This is a genomic window from Nocardia sp. NPDC059229 (assembly GCF_042754165.1).
GTDB lineage: Bacteria > Actinomycetota > Actinomycetes > Mycobacteriales > Mycobacteriaceae > Nocardia.
Genome location: NZ_JBHZAK010000029.1, coordinates 67,268 through 81,101, shown reverse-complemented (window position 1 = coordinate 81,101; position 13,834 = coordinate 67,268). Strand labels below are relative to the sequence as shown.

Below are 13,834 nucleotides of genomic sequence, written 5' to 3'. Positions count from 1 at the left end.
GTCATCGGATGCACCCCGAAATCGGCCGCGATCTGCTCCAGTGTCACCCCGTCGTCGCGGTTGCGGGCGACCCGGACGACGTCGTCGCGGAACTCCTTCGGATACGGCTTGAGCACTGCGACATCCTCTCAGGCCGGCCTTTCGGCAAGCCATCTCGGTTGTCACCTACCCCTGCAGCAGCCCCTTCTGAACCGCCGCCGACTCAGCGCCGCAGTTCGAACCTGCGCGGGTAAAAGCCTGCGACCGTGGGCAATTCGTAGTACTCGAAGCCGTTCCAGACGACGGTCGGCAGCTTGCCCCGAAGGGCGCCAGGGCTGCGGACACCCAGCAGCGTGGCCGCTTCGTCCGGTGTGAGCAGATCGTGAGCGCCACGCGGCCCGATAAGGAGGGCCTGACTCGATGTTGTTCCCTGAACGCGGGCGACCTCAAGGGGAATGTTCGATAGCAGCCCTGCGGTGGTGACTGCTGTGACAGTGCCCTCCATCAGGGAGTAGAACGTGGAACCGTGATCATCCCGAATGCTGGTGTAGGTCACTGTGTGGATCGCGGGGTGCGGGCGCGTGATTACGGGCTCGCCCGCCACCTTCATCCGCACAGCCTCGATTAGCGCCGGAAGGCTGCAGTCCATCCGAACCGATACCTCGGTTACCCAGATTGTGCCCATGGTCAGCGCAGCGATCCGCCGGGCAGGCACTCGGCCGCGAACCCGCGGCTGCCGTCCTCATAGACACCGGTCCCCGGCTGGTAGGTCATTTCGTCAGCGCAGCCGACCAGCCGCCCGCCGCTGCCGTTCGGCCGGCCCTCCGAATCCAGTCCGGTCGGCGGCGCCACCGGCATGGCGTGGCCCGCAGCGGTGGTAGTGGTGGGGGCCACGACCGGCGCGCTGCTGGCCGCCGCCGGTGCCGAAGGGCTGGCGCTGGCGGTCTCGGCGGTCAGCTGGGCGGGCAGGCTCAGCATCACCATCGCCGGAGCGACCGCCAGGATCTTGATGTTGCCCGCGGTCGAGGTCTGGTCACCGACCATCGGGGTGTAGATCAGCTGGCTCGGTGCAACCTTGGTGCGCACCGCGAACCAGCCGTGCGTCTGCTGTCCGGGCGGCGCTGTTTTCACCTGTGGGAAGTCGGACTCGCAGCCGTAGATGCTGGCGGTCTCGACCGGGCTGCTGGTCTCGCCGTCGTCGTCGTACAGCATCTGATAGCTATCGGGCACCGGCAGCTGCTCGCCGGGCCCGTTGCTGATCGCCACTTCGATGGCGAGGGTGACCCCGGGGCGTGAGGACGCGATGCATTCGGCGGGAAGGGCTTTCACTGCGGTGAATCGGATCTCGCCGACCTTGCCGCCAGTGTCTATGCGGGTGAACGTCACCGGCTGCCCGACCGCCAGCAGATTGGACATCGGCGCCACGGTCGCCGTGGTCGAGGCGGTGGTGCTCGGCGAGGCTTCGGGGGCAGAGGATTTCGAGCACGCTGATAGCGGTGCAAGGGCGAGCAGAGCCAGAACTGTGACGCGGGTACAGCGAGACAACATGTATACCCCGTTGGTAGCTGACGTGGTGCTGGGCGCCGCCACGCTAACACCAGCATGGCGGCGCCCGGCCCGGATCAGGCACCGACAGTTCGTGCCACCTGCTCGGACGTCACCTGCGCTATGGCCGCGGTAGTCGCGCCTGGGATCCCCGACTCAGGACTCACGAACCACGCCGCCAACCATGACAGCGAGCACATACCCGGCTCCGATGCCCCATCTCGTCCAACGGGCCGCTCGCCGAAAAACCCTCAACCGCAGGCGCATCGGCCAACTCACCGATCGCATACTCCATCAACTTCGCAACCCCGCGCCATACGACCACCTTAAGGGGCCGCAGGTCGTCGACGACGCAGGCCCGATCGAACTCGATGGCCGCCAGTTGCCGGGTGTCGGGAACCATCGTGCTCGGGCGGAGTTGGTCAAATGCCCTCGCGCGATACGCCTTCGGCCGCTGACGGTGGTTCGGATACAAGATCCAGGGTGAGGAACTCGCGACTGCGAACTGTCGCCAGCCGTTCCTGTTCTACACCGACCTCGATACCGGTCGTGGGCATCTGCTGTACCGCCGCTATGACGCGGACCTTGGCCTCATCGCTCCCACCCCGGGCGACGGCGCGGCCGGAATCCCATAGCCGCTACTGCCGTGATCACTCTGCAGGCGCGCGCCCGTCGTTGGCGTTGCAATACCGCCGGCGTCTGCGACGACCCGATCGCCGACCGCACGCTGCAGCGCGTCGCCCTCGACGAGAACCTGCACATGATCTTCTACCGCACGATGTGCGGGGCGGCCTTGGACCTGGTCCCGATCAGGCGATGGCCGCCATCGGTCTGATCGTGGAGAACTTCCGCATGCCCGGCGCCGGGATGCCGAATTTTCGCCGCACGGCGTGACCTGTCAGCACTTCGAGGAAGTACTCCAGCCGGTGATGCGGCAATGGAACATCTTCGATCGCACCGACTTCGGACCCCGCGGGGAACAGGCTCGCGAACGCCTGGCGGGTTTCGCCGAGAACCTCGAGAAGATCCAGATCCCCCGCTTCGAAGAACAACGCGACCGCGCTCTCGCCCGCGAAGCTGCCCGGGTCTGACGTAGTCCCCGCGGTGGTGAGGCAGCGTTGATATCGAGGAATCGCACTGCCACACACACGAATTGGCGTACACACGGATGATTCGCGACCTACCATCGAGTAGTCGGCCGGTTCGCCACGCGTCGACGCGAGCGGCCGCATGAGGGACGCGGTATTCCTGGGTCTCGGGAGGAGATCGATGACAGGGGAGTTGGAACACCGTGTCCGCCAAGCACTCCTGGATGCCCGGCAAACGCTCGCGCTGGGCGAGGTCGGCACTCTCGGGGACCGCCTCGCGCGATTGCGATCTGAAGTGGAGGACGCCCCCTACGTCGACGATGAGCGGCGACGACTGCTCGAACTGTGTGACGCGGCACTGAAAAGGGTGGCATGGGCGGAGAAGCAGCGTCGGGCGACGCGTGAGTGACGATATGGAACGAAAGCCCGGGTCCGAGAGCCGGACCCGGGCTTCGTGTACGTCGGCCGTGGGGTCGGAGACTGTCTCCGATTCGGTAACGGCGTGGTTTTACCCCAGCCGACGTAGCTTTCACGGGTGCGCCGATGGGACCGCGCGGGCAGGGTTTATGCGTGGTCCCACCGGCCCGGTGCGGACGCTGCCTGCCGCACCGGTGTACGGATGGCTGCGGGGGACAGCTCATCCGCACGATCAGAGGAGATCCGGGCTAGCGCGGGCGGGCAGGTGGTGGCCCACTCGAGGGAGTTGCCGTAGCCCCACGGGTCGTCGACGGTCACGGTCTCGCCGTAGCGGTAGGAGTTGAAGACGTTCCACAGGAACGGCAGCATCGACGCGCCTGGTGTTCAGGTTTCGGGGAAACCGCCGTCACCAGCATCCCTCCTCACAACTTCGTACGGAACCTGCGTTCGTATTAGGAACGCTTAACTCGCACATGCCTTCTGGCTACCGCAAAGTAATCAACTACAGCGCGTTGGAGATAGGGCAGACGCGCAGCCCCTGACCTTCGGCTCGGGGATTGAGACCTTTGCCCCAGGGTGGCAATGACCTTCGACCAGGGCCCTCGAGTGTGAGATCGGTACTGGATAGCCAGTAGGGGACATTGGTCCCTTCGGTCGGGGTCTCGAGCCTCTGCTGGATGTTCGTGTTCGGTCCGCAGGCTGGCGCGCATGGGTTCGAGGGTGCGGCGTATTGCCGTGGTGTACGCGACGGGGCAAGGTACGACCAAGGAAGTCGCCGAAGTGATCGGCAGGGAGTTGGAATCCTCCGGTGTGGTGGTGGAGGTGGTGCCGATCGGTCACCAGGTGCCCGACCTGGCCGAATTTGACACGGTGGTGCTGGGCAGTCCCGTGTATCACGATGCCCTGATGAAATCATTCGTCGTCTTCGCCTACCAGCGGCTCGACCAACTCGCGACGCCGGATGTCTGGCTGTTCAGCGTCGGCATGGCACCGGCGCTGACGGGTCGCATCGGCCGGCGGCTGGCACGCGCGGTGCCGAAAGAGATTGCGACTGTGCGGGATGCGCTGGCGGTACGCGGTTACCGCGCCTTCGCCGGGCGCTACGAACGGGCAAAGCTACCGTTGCGCGCCCGGTTGCGGTACCGCCTGCTGGGCGGACGCCGCTACGGTGACCTGCGGGATTGGGACGCGATCACCTCGTGGGCCACCGGTATCGCCGCTGATTCCCCGCACCGCGCCGCGGACGCGAGTATCTGACCGGGATGACGATCACCGACGACATCATCATCGGTTCCCAGAGCTGCCAGCTCTCGTCGGCACTGTGCCCTTGGGGCTGACCGAGCTGTTCTTCTCCACTACCGACCGCCACGGCGTAATCCGCCTCGGCAACTCGGTTTTCGCCCGCATCTCGGGGTACGCGCCGGATGAGCTTGCGGGAGCACCGCACAATATCGTCCGCCACCCGGACATGCCCGCCGGTGTGTTCGAGCTGGCCTGGGAGCGACTGCTGTCCGGTGGGCCGGTGGAGGCGTTCGTGCAGAACCAGGATCGAGACGGCTCGTGCTACTGGGTCTTCGCCACCATGAGCCCGCCGCGTGACGGCTATCTCTCGGTCCGAATCGCGTCGCGCAGTGGCCTTTTCGAGCTGATCGAGCCCGTCTATGCGCACGCGCGGGCGATCGAGGAAAGGGCTCGGCAGGCCGGTGCCGGACGTCTCGGGCGGGCCGCTCTCGGGCGCGCAGTGGTCGAAGAAGCCTTGCGTGATAGGGGTTTCGCGTCCTATGACGAGTTCATGGCAGGGGTTTGACAGGTATTTTCGCGCCGGTCTGTTCGACGAGCGGTGTGTCCCTGGGGATTCGGGCCGAGTCGACCGACTGGATGTGCGCGAGGTTGGTGGGATTTCCATGTTATCTGCGGTTCAGCGGTGTGTGGTGAGCATTCGGCGCGGTACTGCTGTGGAATGGGTGCGGTAGAACTCGAGGTGGGCTCGGGCGGTTCGGTCCCAGCTGAACTGCGCGGCGAGGGCTTTGCCGTGCTCGGTGCGGCGCGGGTCGGGAACCAACGCTCGCGCGAGTTCCGTGGCCAGCTCGGCGGGAGTGGCCGCGTAGCTGATGGTGTCGCCGAATACCTCGCGCAGCACCGGGAGGTCGCGTGCTACGACGGGGATTCCGGTGGCGAGGGCTTCCATGGCGGCCAGTCCGAATCCCTCTTTGGTGGAGAAGAACGGGAGGAGGGCCGCCGCCGCCACGAGTGCGGGGAGTTCGGTGTGGGGGACGGTGCCGAGGATGGTGGGACGGATGTCGAGTTCGGTTGCGCGAGCGTCGAACTGGGCGCGGTAGTCGCGGTAGTCGAAGAGTGTTTCGCCGCCGGCGAAGACGAGGTGCAGGTCCGGATGATCGCTCCGTAGCAGGGCGAACGCCTCGAGCAGGTCGATGCTGCCTTTGCGGGGTTCGATGCCGCCGACGGCGAGGATGTACCGTCCGAGTCGGCGTCGCCAGGCGGCGCGAGCATCCGTGGCGTTGGGAGAGTCGTCTGCGGCGGCGGCGAAGCGGTCGTATTCGACACCATTGGGAATCACGGTGGGGCGCAGGCCCCATCCGGCCTGGACCTCGGCCGCGACGGCGTCCGACACGCAGATGTGTGCGTAGGGCTCGACGATGGCGCGTTCATGGCAGCGGGCGAGTTCGGGGGTGGTGAAGTTGTCGAGGTGGTGGATGGTGCGGATGCGGCGGTCGACGGCGTTGGCGCTGATGCAGTCCTGTGCGTGCACGATGTCGTAGTCCTCAGGAGTGAACGCCTGCCGCAATGCGTCTATGGAGCGCATGATTCGCGTCCCGACCTGCTCGCCGTCGGCACCGGTGAAGGGAACGACGCGAACTGCCACGGAGGAATCCACGGGGCGGAAGAAGGCGGCATCACCGCCACGTCCGAGCGTCCATACGGTGACATCCGCGCCGAGCCGGGCGAGTGCCTCGGCGAGATTGAGCGTGTGCACCACCCCGCCACGGGGTTTGGTGGAGTAGGTGAGGAGTGCGATCCGCATCAGTAGCCGCTCTTTTCGGTCATCAGGTTGTGGTAGGCGTCGACGCGGCGTTCCTCCAGGTGCCGCAGGACGCGCCGGGCTCGCTCGACCTCGGCGTCGATGTCGAGCTCCGCCACCGCGAGGCCGCCCTTGGACCAGGTTTTGGCGAGGATGTCACCGCCGGGTCCGACCACTTTGGCCTGGCCGAGGAAGCGCAGGTTGCCGGTGATTCCGGTTTGATTGGATGATGCGAGCACCACCTGGTTCTCGGCGGCGCGGGCCTGGTCGTACAGGTCGAAGAGGCGGGATTGCCGGTCGTTGGGCATCCGGGAGGCGCGATCGGTGACGCTGGCGGGCCAGGCCGACAGCGCCGCGATGGTGCGGGCACCGTCGAGAGCGAGAGCGCGCGCGGATTCCGGGAACGTCTTGTCGTAGTCGATGAGCATGCCGATCCGGCCGACCGGGGTATCGAAGGCCGCGAAGCGATCTCCGGCCGCGTACGCCAGGTGTTCCCCGGCCGGCTGGTGTACTTTGCGGTGGCGGCCGAGCACCCCGTCGCCGGTGAGGCACACCGCGGCGTTGTAGCGGGCACCGTCCGCGTGTTCGGCATAGCCGACGCAGATCGTCATATCCCCGGCCAACCGGCACAACAGCCGGAACTCGGGTCCATCGGGGTCGATGGCCTCCGGCCCGGCGGCTGGATCCGGGTTGCGGAGGTCTCCGATGTAGCCGCCGAGGCTCGCATCGGGCAGCACGAGCAGGTCGACGCCGTCCTGGGTGAGCCGGTCGATGATACCGGCGATCTTCTCCAGGGCGCGGGCGATGTCTGCGCCGAAATGTGCTGCGACAGCGGCTATTCGGGTGACGGCCATGGGTTGCGCCTCAGGCCGCCGCGGTGGTGCGGGCGATGGCGGTGATCTGCCCGGCGAGGTGCTCGGCGTCGCGGGCGATGGCGGCGAAGCGGCCCGAGCCCCAGGTGTGCAGCCAGGGCAGCCCGAGGAAGTACAGCCCGGGCGTGGTCGTGACGCCGCGGTTGTGGCACGGGTGGCCCTCACCGTCGAAGACGCCGACGCGCAGCCACTGGTAGTCGGTGCGGAACCCGACCGACCACACTATCGACGTGATATCGCTTGCCGACAAATCGATTTCGGTGATCACGTGCTCGGGACGCCACACCGGGCGGTAGCGCGGTTCGGTGGGCGCGTCGATCCCCGCACGGGCGATATGGGCGTCGATGGAGTCCTTGATGCTCTCGGCGACGGCGTCGGCGGCATCGAGGTCCCGCTCCAGCGACGGCTCGAAATGCGCTGTGCCGTCGGCGACATCGACCATCCGGCCGTAGAGTGCCATACCCTCGACCGCGAATTGGCGCAGGTCGATATCGCGGCCGCCGTCTCGACCGGTGACGTAGTGGTTGGTGTTCTCCCGCTTGCCCAGCCCACCGGGCTGATCTTCGATCGGGATGTCGTAGTGTCCCATGTCCTCCAGCCACGCGACGCAATCGCGGCCCCGATAGAAGCGGGCGACGCGGGGCGCGGTCCCGACCGCGAGATGCACCTGCCGACCCTCCAAATGGAGGTCCTCGGCGATTTGTGCTCCCGATTGGCCGGTACCGACGATGAGGACGGCGCCGTCGGGCAGGTCCGCGGAGCTACGGTATTCGGCGGAGTGGAGTTGCCGGATCGAGCTCGGCAACCGCTCGGCGAAGCGGGGCACGGTCGGCGTGTGATAACCGCCTACTGCGACCACCACCTGATCGGAATGCATTGGGCCCGAGGTTGTCTGGATGTCGAAGCCGCCGTCGACCGCTACCGTGAGCGCGGTGACGGCGACGTGTTCGCGAACCGGCGGATCGAAGGTGTCGGCATAGGCGCGGACCCATGCGTAGACCTCATCGCGTTTCATGAAGCTGTGCGGATCCGGTCCGTTGTAGCTGTATCCGGGCAGCACGCACTGCCAGTTGGGGGTGACGAGAGTGAAGTTGTCCCAGCGGGTGTCGCGCCACTCGTGGGCGATGGTGTCGCGCTCGAGGACGACGTGGTCGATGCCGCGTGCGGTCAGATGCCAGCTGATGGAGAGTCCGGCCTGTCCGGCGCCGATCACGACGACGTCGCGGTGTTCCACGGCAGTACCCGAGTCTGCCTGGGGGGTCATGGTTTTCCTCCGGTGGTTGCCGCCTCGACCGACGGCGGAGTCATCGACAGGACGCGTACCGTGCCCGGGGATGTCCGGGCCTGTGCTGCGCTTGCTTCGATGGCGTCCAGGGTCTGCATGGCGGAGGTGCAGTAGAAGCCGAACTTCTCGCGCACCCGCTCGGCTGCGGTGTTCAAAGCGCTCGAGACACGGGTCAGGAAGTCGTCGATCGGATAGTCGACGCCGGTGGCCAGATGATCATGGATCACCAGCGAGGGCGAATAGCAGGACTGGACATTGCCGTCCGGCCAGCGGATGTCGAATGTCATCTCAGGCATGGATCGCCTCCAGCTCTTCGGGCACTGCGGGCTGTCCGACCACGCCGTGGCGGGCGACGACGCTGTGGTAGAGCTCGGGGCGTCGGTCGCGCAGGTTGTACATGCCGCCGCCGCGCGCCAATTCGAGTGCGTGATCGACGTCGAGGGTCGCGGTGGCGAGACCGGGTTCGGTACCGGTGGTGGCGAGCACGTCGCCGCCGGGGCCGACGATCTTGGCGCTGCACACGAAGCGCAACGAGCCGAAGGTCCCGGCCTGGTTCGACGCGACCCACACCACCTGGTTCTCGACTGCGCGAGCGCGGTCGAAGATATCGAAGCGCTGGGTCCAGCGGTCGTCTTCGAGTCGTTCGGTGGTGGCGGTGCGGGCGGTGGGCCAGGCCGAGAGCGAGGTGATGATCTCCGCGCCGTCCAGTGCCAGCGCTCGTGCGGCTTCGGGGAATGCCTTGTCGTAGCAGATCTGCATGCCCATGCGGCCGACCGGGGTGTCGAAGGCGCGGTATTCGGATCCGGCAGCGTAGCAAAGGTTTTCGCCGAGGGGCTGATGTATCTTGCGGTAGGAGCCGAGAACCCCGTCGCCGGTGACGGTCGCGGCGGCGTTGTAGCGGAGATCGCCATCGGCTTCGCAAAATCCGAGAGTGACGACGAGTTCACCTGCCATCGCCGCGATGCGGCGTAGTTCCGGGCCGTCGAGGGTGAGAGCAGGCGGCAGACTGCGCAGACGGCGCTGCTTGGCCTCCTCGCTCTCCCCGCCGCCGCCCAGGCTGGGCAGATAGCCGCCGAGGCAGGCCTCGGGCAGCACCAGCAGTCGGCTACCGTGTTCCTGCGCCTGTTCGATCAGTGAGCCGATGGTGGCGTAGCACGCCTCCATGTCGCGGCCGAATTCGGCGGCGGCCACGGAGATCGATAGTTCGGTCATGAGTGTCCCAATCCGGTTACCGCGCTTTCGAGCGCGTGAGTGACTTCTCCGTCAGGCCAGCGCAGCCGCACGCCGGGAGTCGCGCTGAGCACGCCGCACACGGCGGTGGTCGCCGGGCCTACGGGGTTGACGGGGGTGCCGGGGCGATCGGCGGTGAGCATCGCGAAGCCGGGGAAGCAGGTGATCCAGTCGGCCAACTCGGCGCCCGGCGGGCGCGGGATGCACGCCACATCCAGTTCGACCCCGACACCGCTGGCCTCGGCGAGCATGCCCGCGGTCCCGGCGATGCCGGCCATGCTGACATCCTTCGCGGCCTTCGGACCGGTGTCCGAGACGAACCGGCCCAGTGCCCGCAACTCTGCGCCGCTCCGGTGTGACGACGAATCCCATTGTCGCCCGGTGTATCCGGACCGCCAGCCGCCGCCCAGATCAGCGGTGAGCCGGAGTTCGTCGCCGACCTCGCCGCCTCCTCCGGGCACCGGCCGGGCGGTACGGCCGAGCGCGGTGACCGACAGCGCCGCCGGGACACCCAACTGGGTGTGGCCACCCAGCACCGGCACCTCCCAGATGCGGCTGGCCGTACCCAGGCCCCGGAGCACCCGGGTCAGCAGCGACCGGGTGGGCGCGGCGACCGCGTCGAGAAGTCCGATCGGTTCTGCACCCATCGCGGCGAGATCGTTGAGGTTGACCAGGGCCGCACACCATCCGGCCCATTCCGGGTCCCGTTCGACCATGGACGGCAGGATCGCGTCGCACGCGGCGACCAGGTCGCAGCCCGGTACCGGTGCGCCGTCATCGCCTCGGAATCCGGTGCCGCCCAGTGTCATCGGTGTATCGCCCAACTCGGACAGCGCTTGCCCGAGCATTGCCTTGGTGGATCGCGCCAGCCGCTCGATTCGGTCGATCGGCCAGCGCATCTTCAGGTGCGGTGTATCTGCCACGGTGGTTTCGGCGAGCGCTGTCCACCCGAGTTGGGCGAACAGCGATCGGTAGCGGGTTTGCACGGTGGCCTCGAACCGAAGCACGTTATGGGTTTCGGCATAAGCGCACGCCGCTTGCACGAGTGCGCGGCCCACACCACGGGTGCGACGCCTGCAGTCCACCACCAATCGACTGCCGGTCCACCACCCGAGATCTTCGGCGGTGGCCGGTGCCAGGCGCACTCCGCCCAGCAGGGCTCCGTCGTCCGGGGCGATCGCGACCAGTATCTGGGCCCGGGGGTCGTCGTCGATGTCGTCGGCGTCGCTGCCGGCGAACAAGCCCTGTTCGGTGACGAAGTTCTGTCGGCGCAATGCGCGATAGGCGGCGATATGTCGGGTATCGGCGAGCTGGATGAGGAATCCGTCTGCGGGGTCGGCCGGGGCCGTATATCCGGACAGGACACAGTAATCCGGTGATGAAGCACGTACCCCGGACAGTTCGTCGATCCAGGATCGGGGTGCGGCCGTCGGTTCGGTCGTCGTCATCTCAGCCTCCTGCGGTCTGCAGCACACTGCACGCCCCACACGCCGCGCAGCCGGCCTTCTGGTCCGTGCCGAGCATGTCGGCCCGACGTAGCTCCGCTGCCACTCGCCGGGTCACGTCCTCGAGGACCGCCGCGGTCGGCGGGCTCGCACCGTCGACGTCGACGGCCAGGGTTCCCGCGAGCGGCCGGAACGGCACCACGAACGGGTACACGCCCATGGCGATGAGTTCCGCCGCACCCGAGACCAATTCGTCCGGGTCTTCGCCCAGACCGACGAGCAGATAGGTGGAGACCTGGTTACGGCCGAACACTCGCACCGCTTCGGCCCAGGCCGCCCGGTATTCCGACAGCGGCACGGTGGACTTTCCCGGCATCCATCGAGCACGCACTCGGTCGTCGAGCGACTCGACGTGGATGCCGATCGCATCGGCTCCCGCGTCGCGGAGCTCGCTCAGAGTCGCCAGGTCGCCGGGAGGCTCGCACTGCACCTGGATCGCGAGGGTCGGCACCGCTTGCTTGACGGCTCGCACACAGCGGGCGAGATGCCTTGCGCCACGGTCTTTTCCGGCCGAGGTGCCGGTGGTCATCACCAGCTGCCGGATACCGTCGAGCCGCACTGCCGCCTCAGCGACCTCGGCGAGCTGATCCGGTCGCTTGACGGCGATCGTGCTGCCGGACGCGAGAGATGCCTCGATGGAACAGAATCGGCACCGTTGGTCTTCGCCGTAGCGGATGCAGGTCTGCACCACCGTGGTCGCCAGTACATCCTTGCCGTGCAGTCTGGCGATCTGCTCGTACGCCACGCCGTCGGCCGTGCGCAGGTCGTAGAAACGGGGTCGGCGCACCGGTTCGACGGTCACGCCGAGATCGGTGCCCTCGTAAAGCAGCCGATCGGCACGAATCGTGTATGGGCTCTCCTGGCGGAGGGGGATGGCAGCGCCGGCACCCCCGAACAGCACATGACCGTCGTCGCTGGGGCCGGCGCCGGAACGGCGCTGCACCGGCACATCGACGCTGATGCCCAAGAGTGCGAGATCTACTCGCGTGGATACCTCGGTCATGACGGTCGGCCTACAGCTGGTAGGTGGAGTTGATGATGGCGCCCTTGCGGGCGTAGTGGATCAGCGCGTCCTGCACGTCCAGGGGATGCGCCGGGATCACACCTTCGATGAGGTCCTCCTCGCGGGCACCGTGCAAGGCGAGACCGAACCGGCAGGCGAACACCTTCCCGCCCTCCTTGATGAAGGTGCCGAGCGCCTCGTTGATGTTCTGCTCACCGGGGAACCCGCTGTCGCCGGTGGTCGGAAAGCCGCGGGTGGCAAGGCAGTTGATCGCGCCGGGACCGTAGAAGTAGATGGCGGACTCGAAACCTTTGCGGAGTGCGCGCGTCGCCTGCAGAATGGCCACGAAACTCACCGACGATTCATGGGCGATACCGTGAACCAGCGTGAAATAGGTTTCACCCGCCTCCGCCTGATAGTCGGGAAAGATCTTGGTGCCGCCGTAGATACTGGTGCCCTTCGGCAGGGCCGGGTGCGGGATTTCGGCGAGCGATTTCACGATGTTCTCCTCGATCGCCTTGTCGATCTCGGAGGTCGATGTGGTGGGTGCCGACATGGTTCGTCTCCTGGGCGTGGTCGGTGTGAATTCGGTGATTGGCAGTGCGCCCGTTGGTGTCCGGGTGGTCACCGATGGACCAAGTTCACGCCCGCTGTGTTTCCGGTTGGTCGCCTGCGGAACAATTGAAGGTTTCCGGATGTTCACCACGCACGTATGTGGATCGGCTCACGAATCATACTGTGGCACAACGTAATTAGTTGAGCCTCCAGCGTAGCGCGGGCTGCGTGGGTTTGTGCGAAGTCGATGCGGTGTAATCGTCGTCCTGGACTTTTCGGTGTTCTGTTAATCGCCTCGACCCAGTACCTCCCTCGATCGGAAACATGGACGAAACCGCTACTGGGCGGCACGGTGAGCGCCGCGGCGGGACTTGGCAGACCACCGCCTACGGCGACCAGTTCACCTTCTGAAACCGACCGGATCTGGTCGGGTGGGCGGGATCCGGCACCGTATGTGGCCGAGTGGCCAGATGCGTTTGCAGGTATATCGGTGCAGGTAGCATAGGCTGCGCCCTGGCGCGTTGCGCACGATGTCGCGCTGCGGGGTGTCTGCTGCAAGTTCGGCCCTTCTCCGGATCTTCCCGACCACGTGAGGAGTTCGACGATGACGACTGTGGCACCATCCAGTAACTGGCCTCTCATGCTCGGCAGCGCAGCGGTGTTTCCCGCCCAGGGCGGCGCCGTGCTGAGAGCACCGTTCATCTTGGTGGGCGACTCGGACATGACGGCTGTCGATCTCGGCGCCTTCGCTCGGCAACTCGACAGCCCGAGGTACTCGTTCCGGGAAGCGCTGCGCGCCGCCGGCGCCGATTTGATCCTGGTGTCGCTGGGCATCAGTGACACCCTCGACGGCGGCGCCCATGCCAGTGTTCAGGAGGTCCTGTTCCGCGCGATCGCTGAGCGCCTGGGCTCGACTCCGCTCACGGTCTGCGGCATCGGGCGCGGAGCCCTGCAACTGCGCTACACCCTGGCAAGGTTCGAACTCGACCGCATCGACCACCAGGTCAGGGCCTTCGTGTCCTACGCCTGCACCACCCCGACGGCCGCGGAGGCCGGCGCGCTCGACAGGGTCGGCTCCTGGCCGGTCATGCCTCGCAAACTCGAGGTCACAGGCCCCGGCATCAGCGCGGACTCGTTCGACTACGAGAACAGCGATTTCGACGACCTCGTTATCGGCGCGGTGGCCGACCGGGACCCGCTGTTCACCGAAGAACTGGGCGCCGACATCATCGAGCAGACCCTCGGCCTATATGACGTGAGCGGACGGGATGGGGAGAGCCGGTAACGACCTCATCAGAGGCGGACACGATCGGGG

At 66.7% G+C, this 13,834-nt stretch carries 14 protein-coding genes and 2 pseudogenes; 5 read left to right on the top strand and 11 right to left on the bottom strand.

What is annotated here, in order from left to right; translation table 11 throughout:
- Nucleotides 1-202 precede the first annotated feature (202 nt).
- Both ACFXHE_RS39420 and ACFXHE_RS39415 read right to left on the bottom strand, forming a co-directional pair.
- Nucleotides 203-589: a hypothetical protein gene (locus ACFXHE_RS39420; RefSeq protein WP_379390091.1), complete on the bottom strand. Its 387-nt coding sequence runs from the start codon at nt 587-589 to the stop codon at nt 203-205.
- 77 nt (nt 590-666) lie between these two features.
- Nucleotides 667-1,395 carry a hypothetical protein gene (locus ACFXHE_RS39415; RefSeq protein ID WP_379390089.1) on the bottom strand — a complete coding sequence of 243 codons (729 nt, stop codon included), beginning with the start codon at nt 1,393-1,395 and terminating at the stop codon, nt 667-669.
- A gap of 766 nt (nt 1,396-2,161) precedes the next feature.
- On the opposite strand from ACFXHE_RS39415, the pseudogene ACFXHE_RS39410 reads away from it, so the two are divergent.
- Together ACFXHE_RS39410 and ACFXHE_RS39405 are read left to right on the top strand one after the other, a co-directional pair.
- A pseudogene (locus ACFXHE_RS39410) lies at nt 2,162-2,615 on the top strand (acyl-ACP desaturase); the annotation flags it as partial.
- Between the two features lie 178 nt (nt 2,616-2,793).
- A complete protein-coding gene (locus tag ACFXHE_RS39405) occupies nt 2,794-3,021 on the top strand; it encodes a hypothetical protein (RefSeq protein WP_379390087.1) in 228 nt (75 codons plus the stop codon).
- A 155-nt stretch (nt 3,022-3,176) separates the two neighbouring features.
- Here ACFXHE_RS39405 and ACFXHE_RS39400 read toward each other — a convergent pair.
- Nucleotides 3,177-3,407 (bottom strand): annotated as a pseudogene (locus ACFXHE_RS39400) (cytochrome ubiquinol oxidase subunit I); the annotation flags it as partial.
- A gap of 330 nt (nt 3,408-3,737) precedes the next feature.
- On the opposite strand from ACFXHE_RS39400, the gene ACFXHE_RS39395 reads away from it, so the two are divergent.
- Together ACFXHE_RS39395 and ACFXHE_RS39390 are read left to right on the top strand one after the other, a co-directional pair.
- Entirely contained in the window at nt 3,738-4,286 is a 549-nt protein-coding gene (locus ACFXHE_RS39395) for a flavodoxin domain-containing protein (RefSeq protein ID WP_379390085.1), read from the top strand.
- Between the two features lie 64 nt (nt 4,287-4,350).
- Nucleotides 4,351-4,836 carry a PAS domain S-box protein gene (locus ACFXHE_RS39390; RefSeq protein ID WP_379390083.1) on the top strand — a complete coding sequence of 162 codons (486 nt, stop codon included), beginning with the start codon at nt 4,351-4,353 and terminating at the stop codon, nt 4,834-4,836.
- Between the two features lie 111 nt (nt 4,837-4,947).
- On the opposite strand, the gene ACFXHE_RS39385 is transcribed toward ACFXHE_RS39390, so the two are convergent.
- From ACFXHE_RS39385 to ACFXHE_RS39350, 8 genes are read right to left on the bottom strand one after another with little or no spacing between them, the layout of a single operon-like run.
- Nucleotides 4,948-6,072 carry an MSMEG_0565 family glycosyltransferase gene (locus tag ACFXHE_RS39385; protein WP_379390081.1) on the bottom strand — a complete coding sequence of 375 codons (1,125 nt, stop codon included), beginning with the start codon at nt 6,070-6,072 and terminating at the stop codon, nt 4,948-4,950.
- The gene (locus tag ACFXHE_RS39380) at nt 6,072-6,923 is read right to left on the bottom strand and encodes a carbon-nitrogen hydrolase family protein (protein WP_379390080.1); all 852 of its coding nucleotides are present in this window, start codon (nt 6,921-6,923) and stop codon (nt 6,072-6,074) included. Before ACFXHE_RS39380 ends, ACFXHE_RS39385 begins: the two co-directional genes overlap by 1 nt.
- A gap of 10 nt (nt 6,924-6,933) precedes the next feature.
- Nucleotides 6,934-8,205, bottom strand: a complete 1,272-nt coding sequence (locus tag ACFXHE_RS39375; protein ID WP_379390078.1) for an MSMEG_0569 family flavin-dependent oxidoreductase — start codon at nt 8,203-8,205, stop codon at nt 6,934-6,936.
- On the bottom strand, nt 8,202-8,522 hold the full coding sequence (locus ACFXHE_RS39370) for an MSMEG_0570 family nitrogen starvation response protein (protein ID WP_379390076.1): 321 nt from the start codon (nt 8,520-8,522) through the stop codon (nt 8,202-8,204). Before ACFXHE_RS39370 ends, ACFXHE_RS39375 begins: the two co-directional genes overlap by 4 nt.
- Nucleotides 8,515-9,438 (bottom strand): carbon-nitrogen hydrolase family protein, encoded by a 924-nt coding sequence (locus ACFXHE_RS39365; protein WP_379390074.1) that lies wholly within the window; start codon nt 9,436-9,438, stop codon nt 8,515-8,517. Before ACFXHE_RS39365 ends, ACFXHE_RS39370 begins: the two co-directional genes overlap by 8 nt.
- A complete protein-coding gene (locus ACFXHE_RS39360; protein WP_379390095.1) occupies nt 9,435-10,865 on the bottom strand; it encodes an MSMEG_0567/sll0787 family protein in 1,431 nt (476 codons plus the stop codon). The genes ACFXHE_RS39365 and ACFXHE_RS39360 overlap by 4 nt, the downstream gene beginning before the upstream one ends.
- A gap of 40 nt (nt 10,866-10,905) precedes the next feature.
- Nucleotides 10,906-11,964, bottom strand: a complete 1,059-nt coding sequence (locus ACFXHE_RS39355) for an MSMEG_0568 family radical SAM protein (protein WP_379390072.1) — start codon at nt 11,962-11,964, stop codon at nt 10,906-10,908.
- A 10-nt stretch (nt 11,965-11,974) separates the two neighbouring features.
- On the bottom strand, nt 11,975-12,520 hold the full coding sequence (locus ACFXHE_RS39350) for an MSMEG_0572/Sll0783 family nitrogen starvation response protein (RefSeq protein ID WP_379390093.1): 546 nt from the start codon (nt 12,518-12,520) through the stop codon (nt 11,975-11,977).
- 603 nt (nt 12,521-13,123) lie between these two features.
- Between ACFXHE_RS39350 and ACFXHE_RS39345 the strand changes: the two genes are divergently transcribed.
- Entirely contained in the window at nt 13,124-13,804 is a 681-nt protein-coding gene (locus ACFXHE_RS39345; protein ID WP_379390070.1) for a hypothetical protein, read from the top strand.
- Nucleotides 13,805-13,834: the final 30 nt, after the last annotated feature.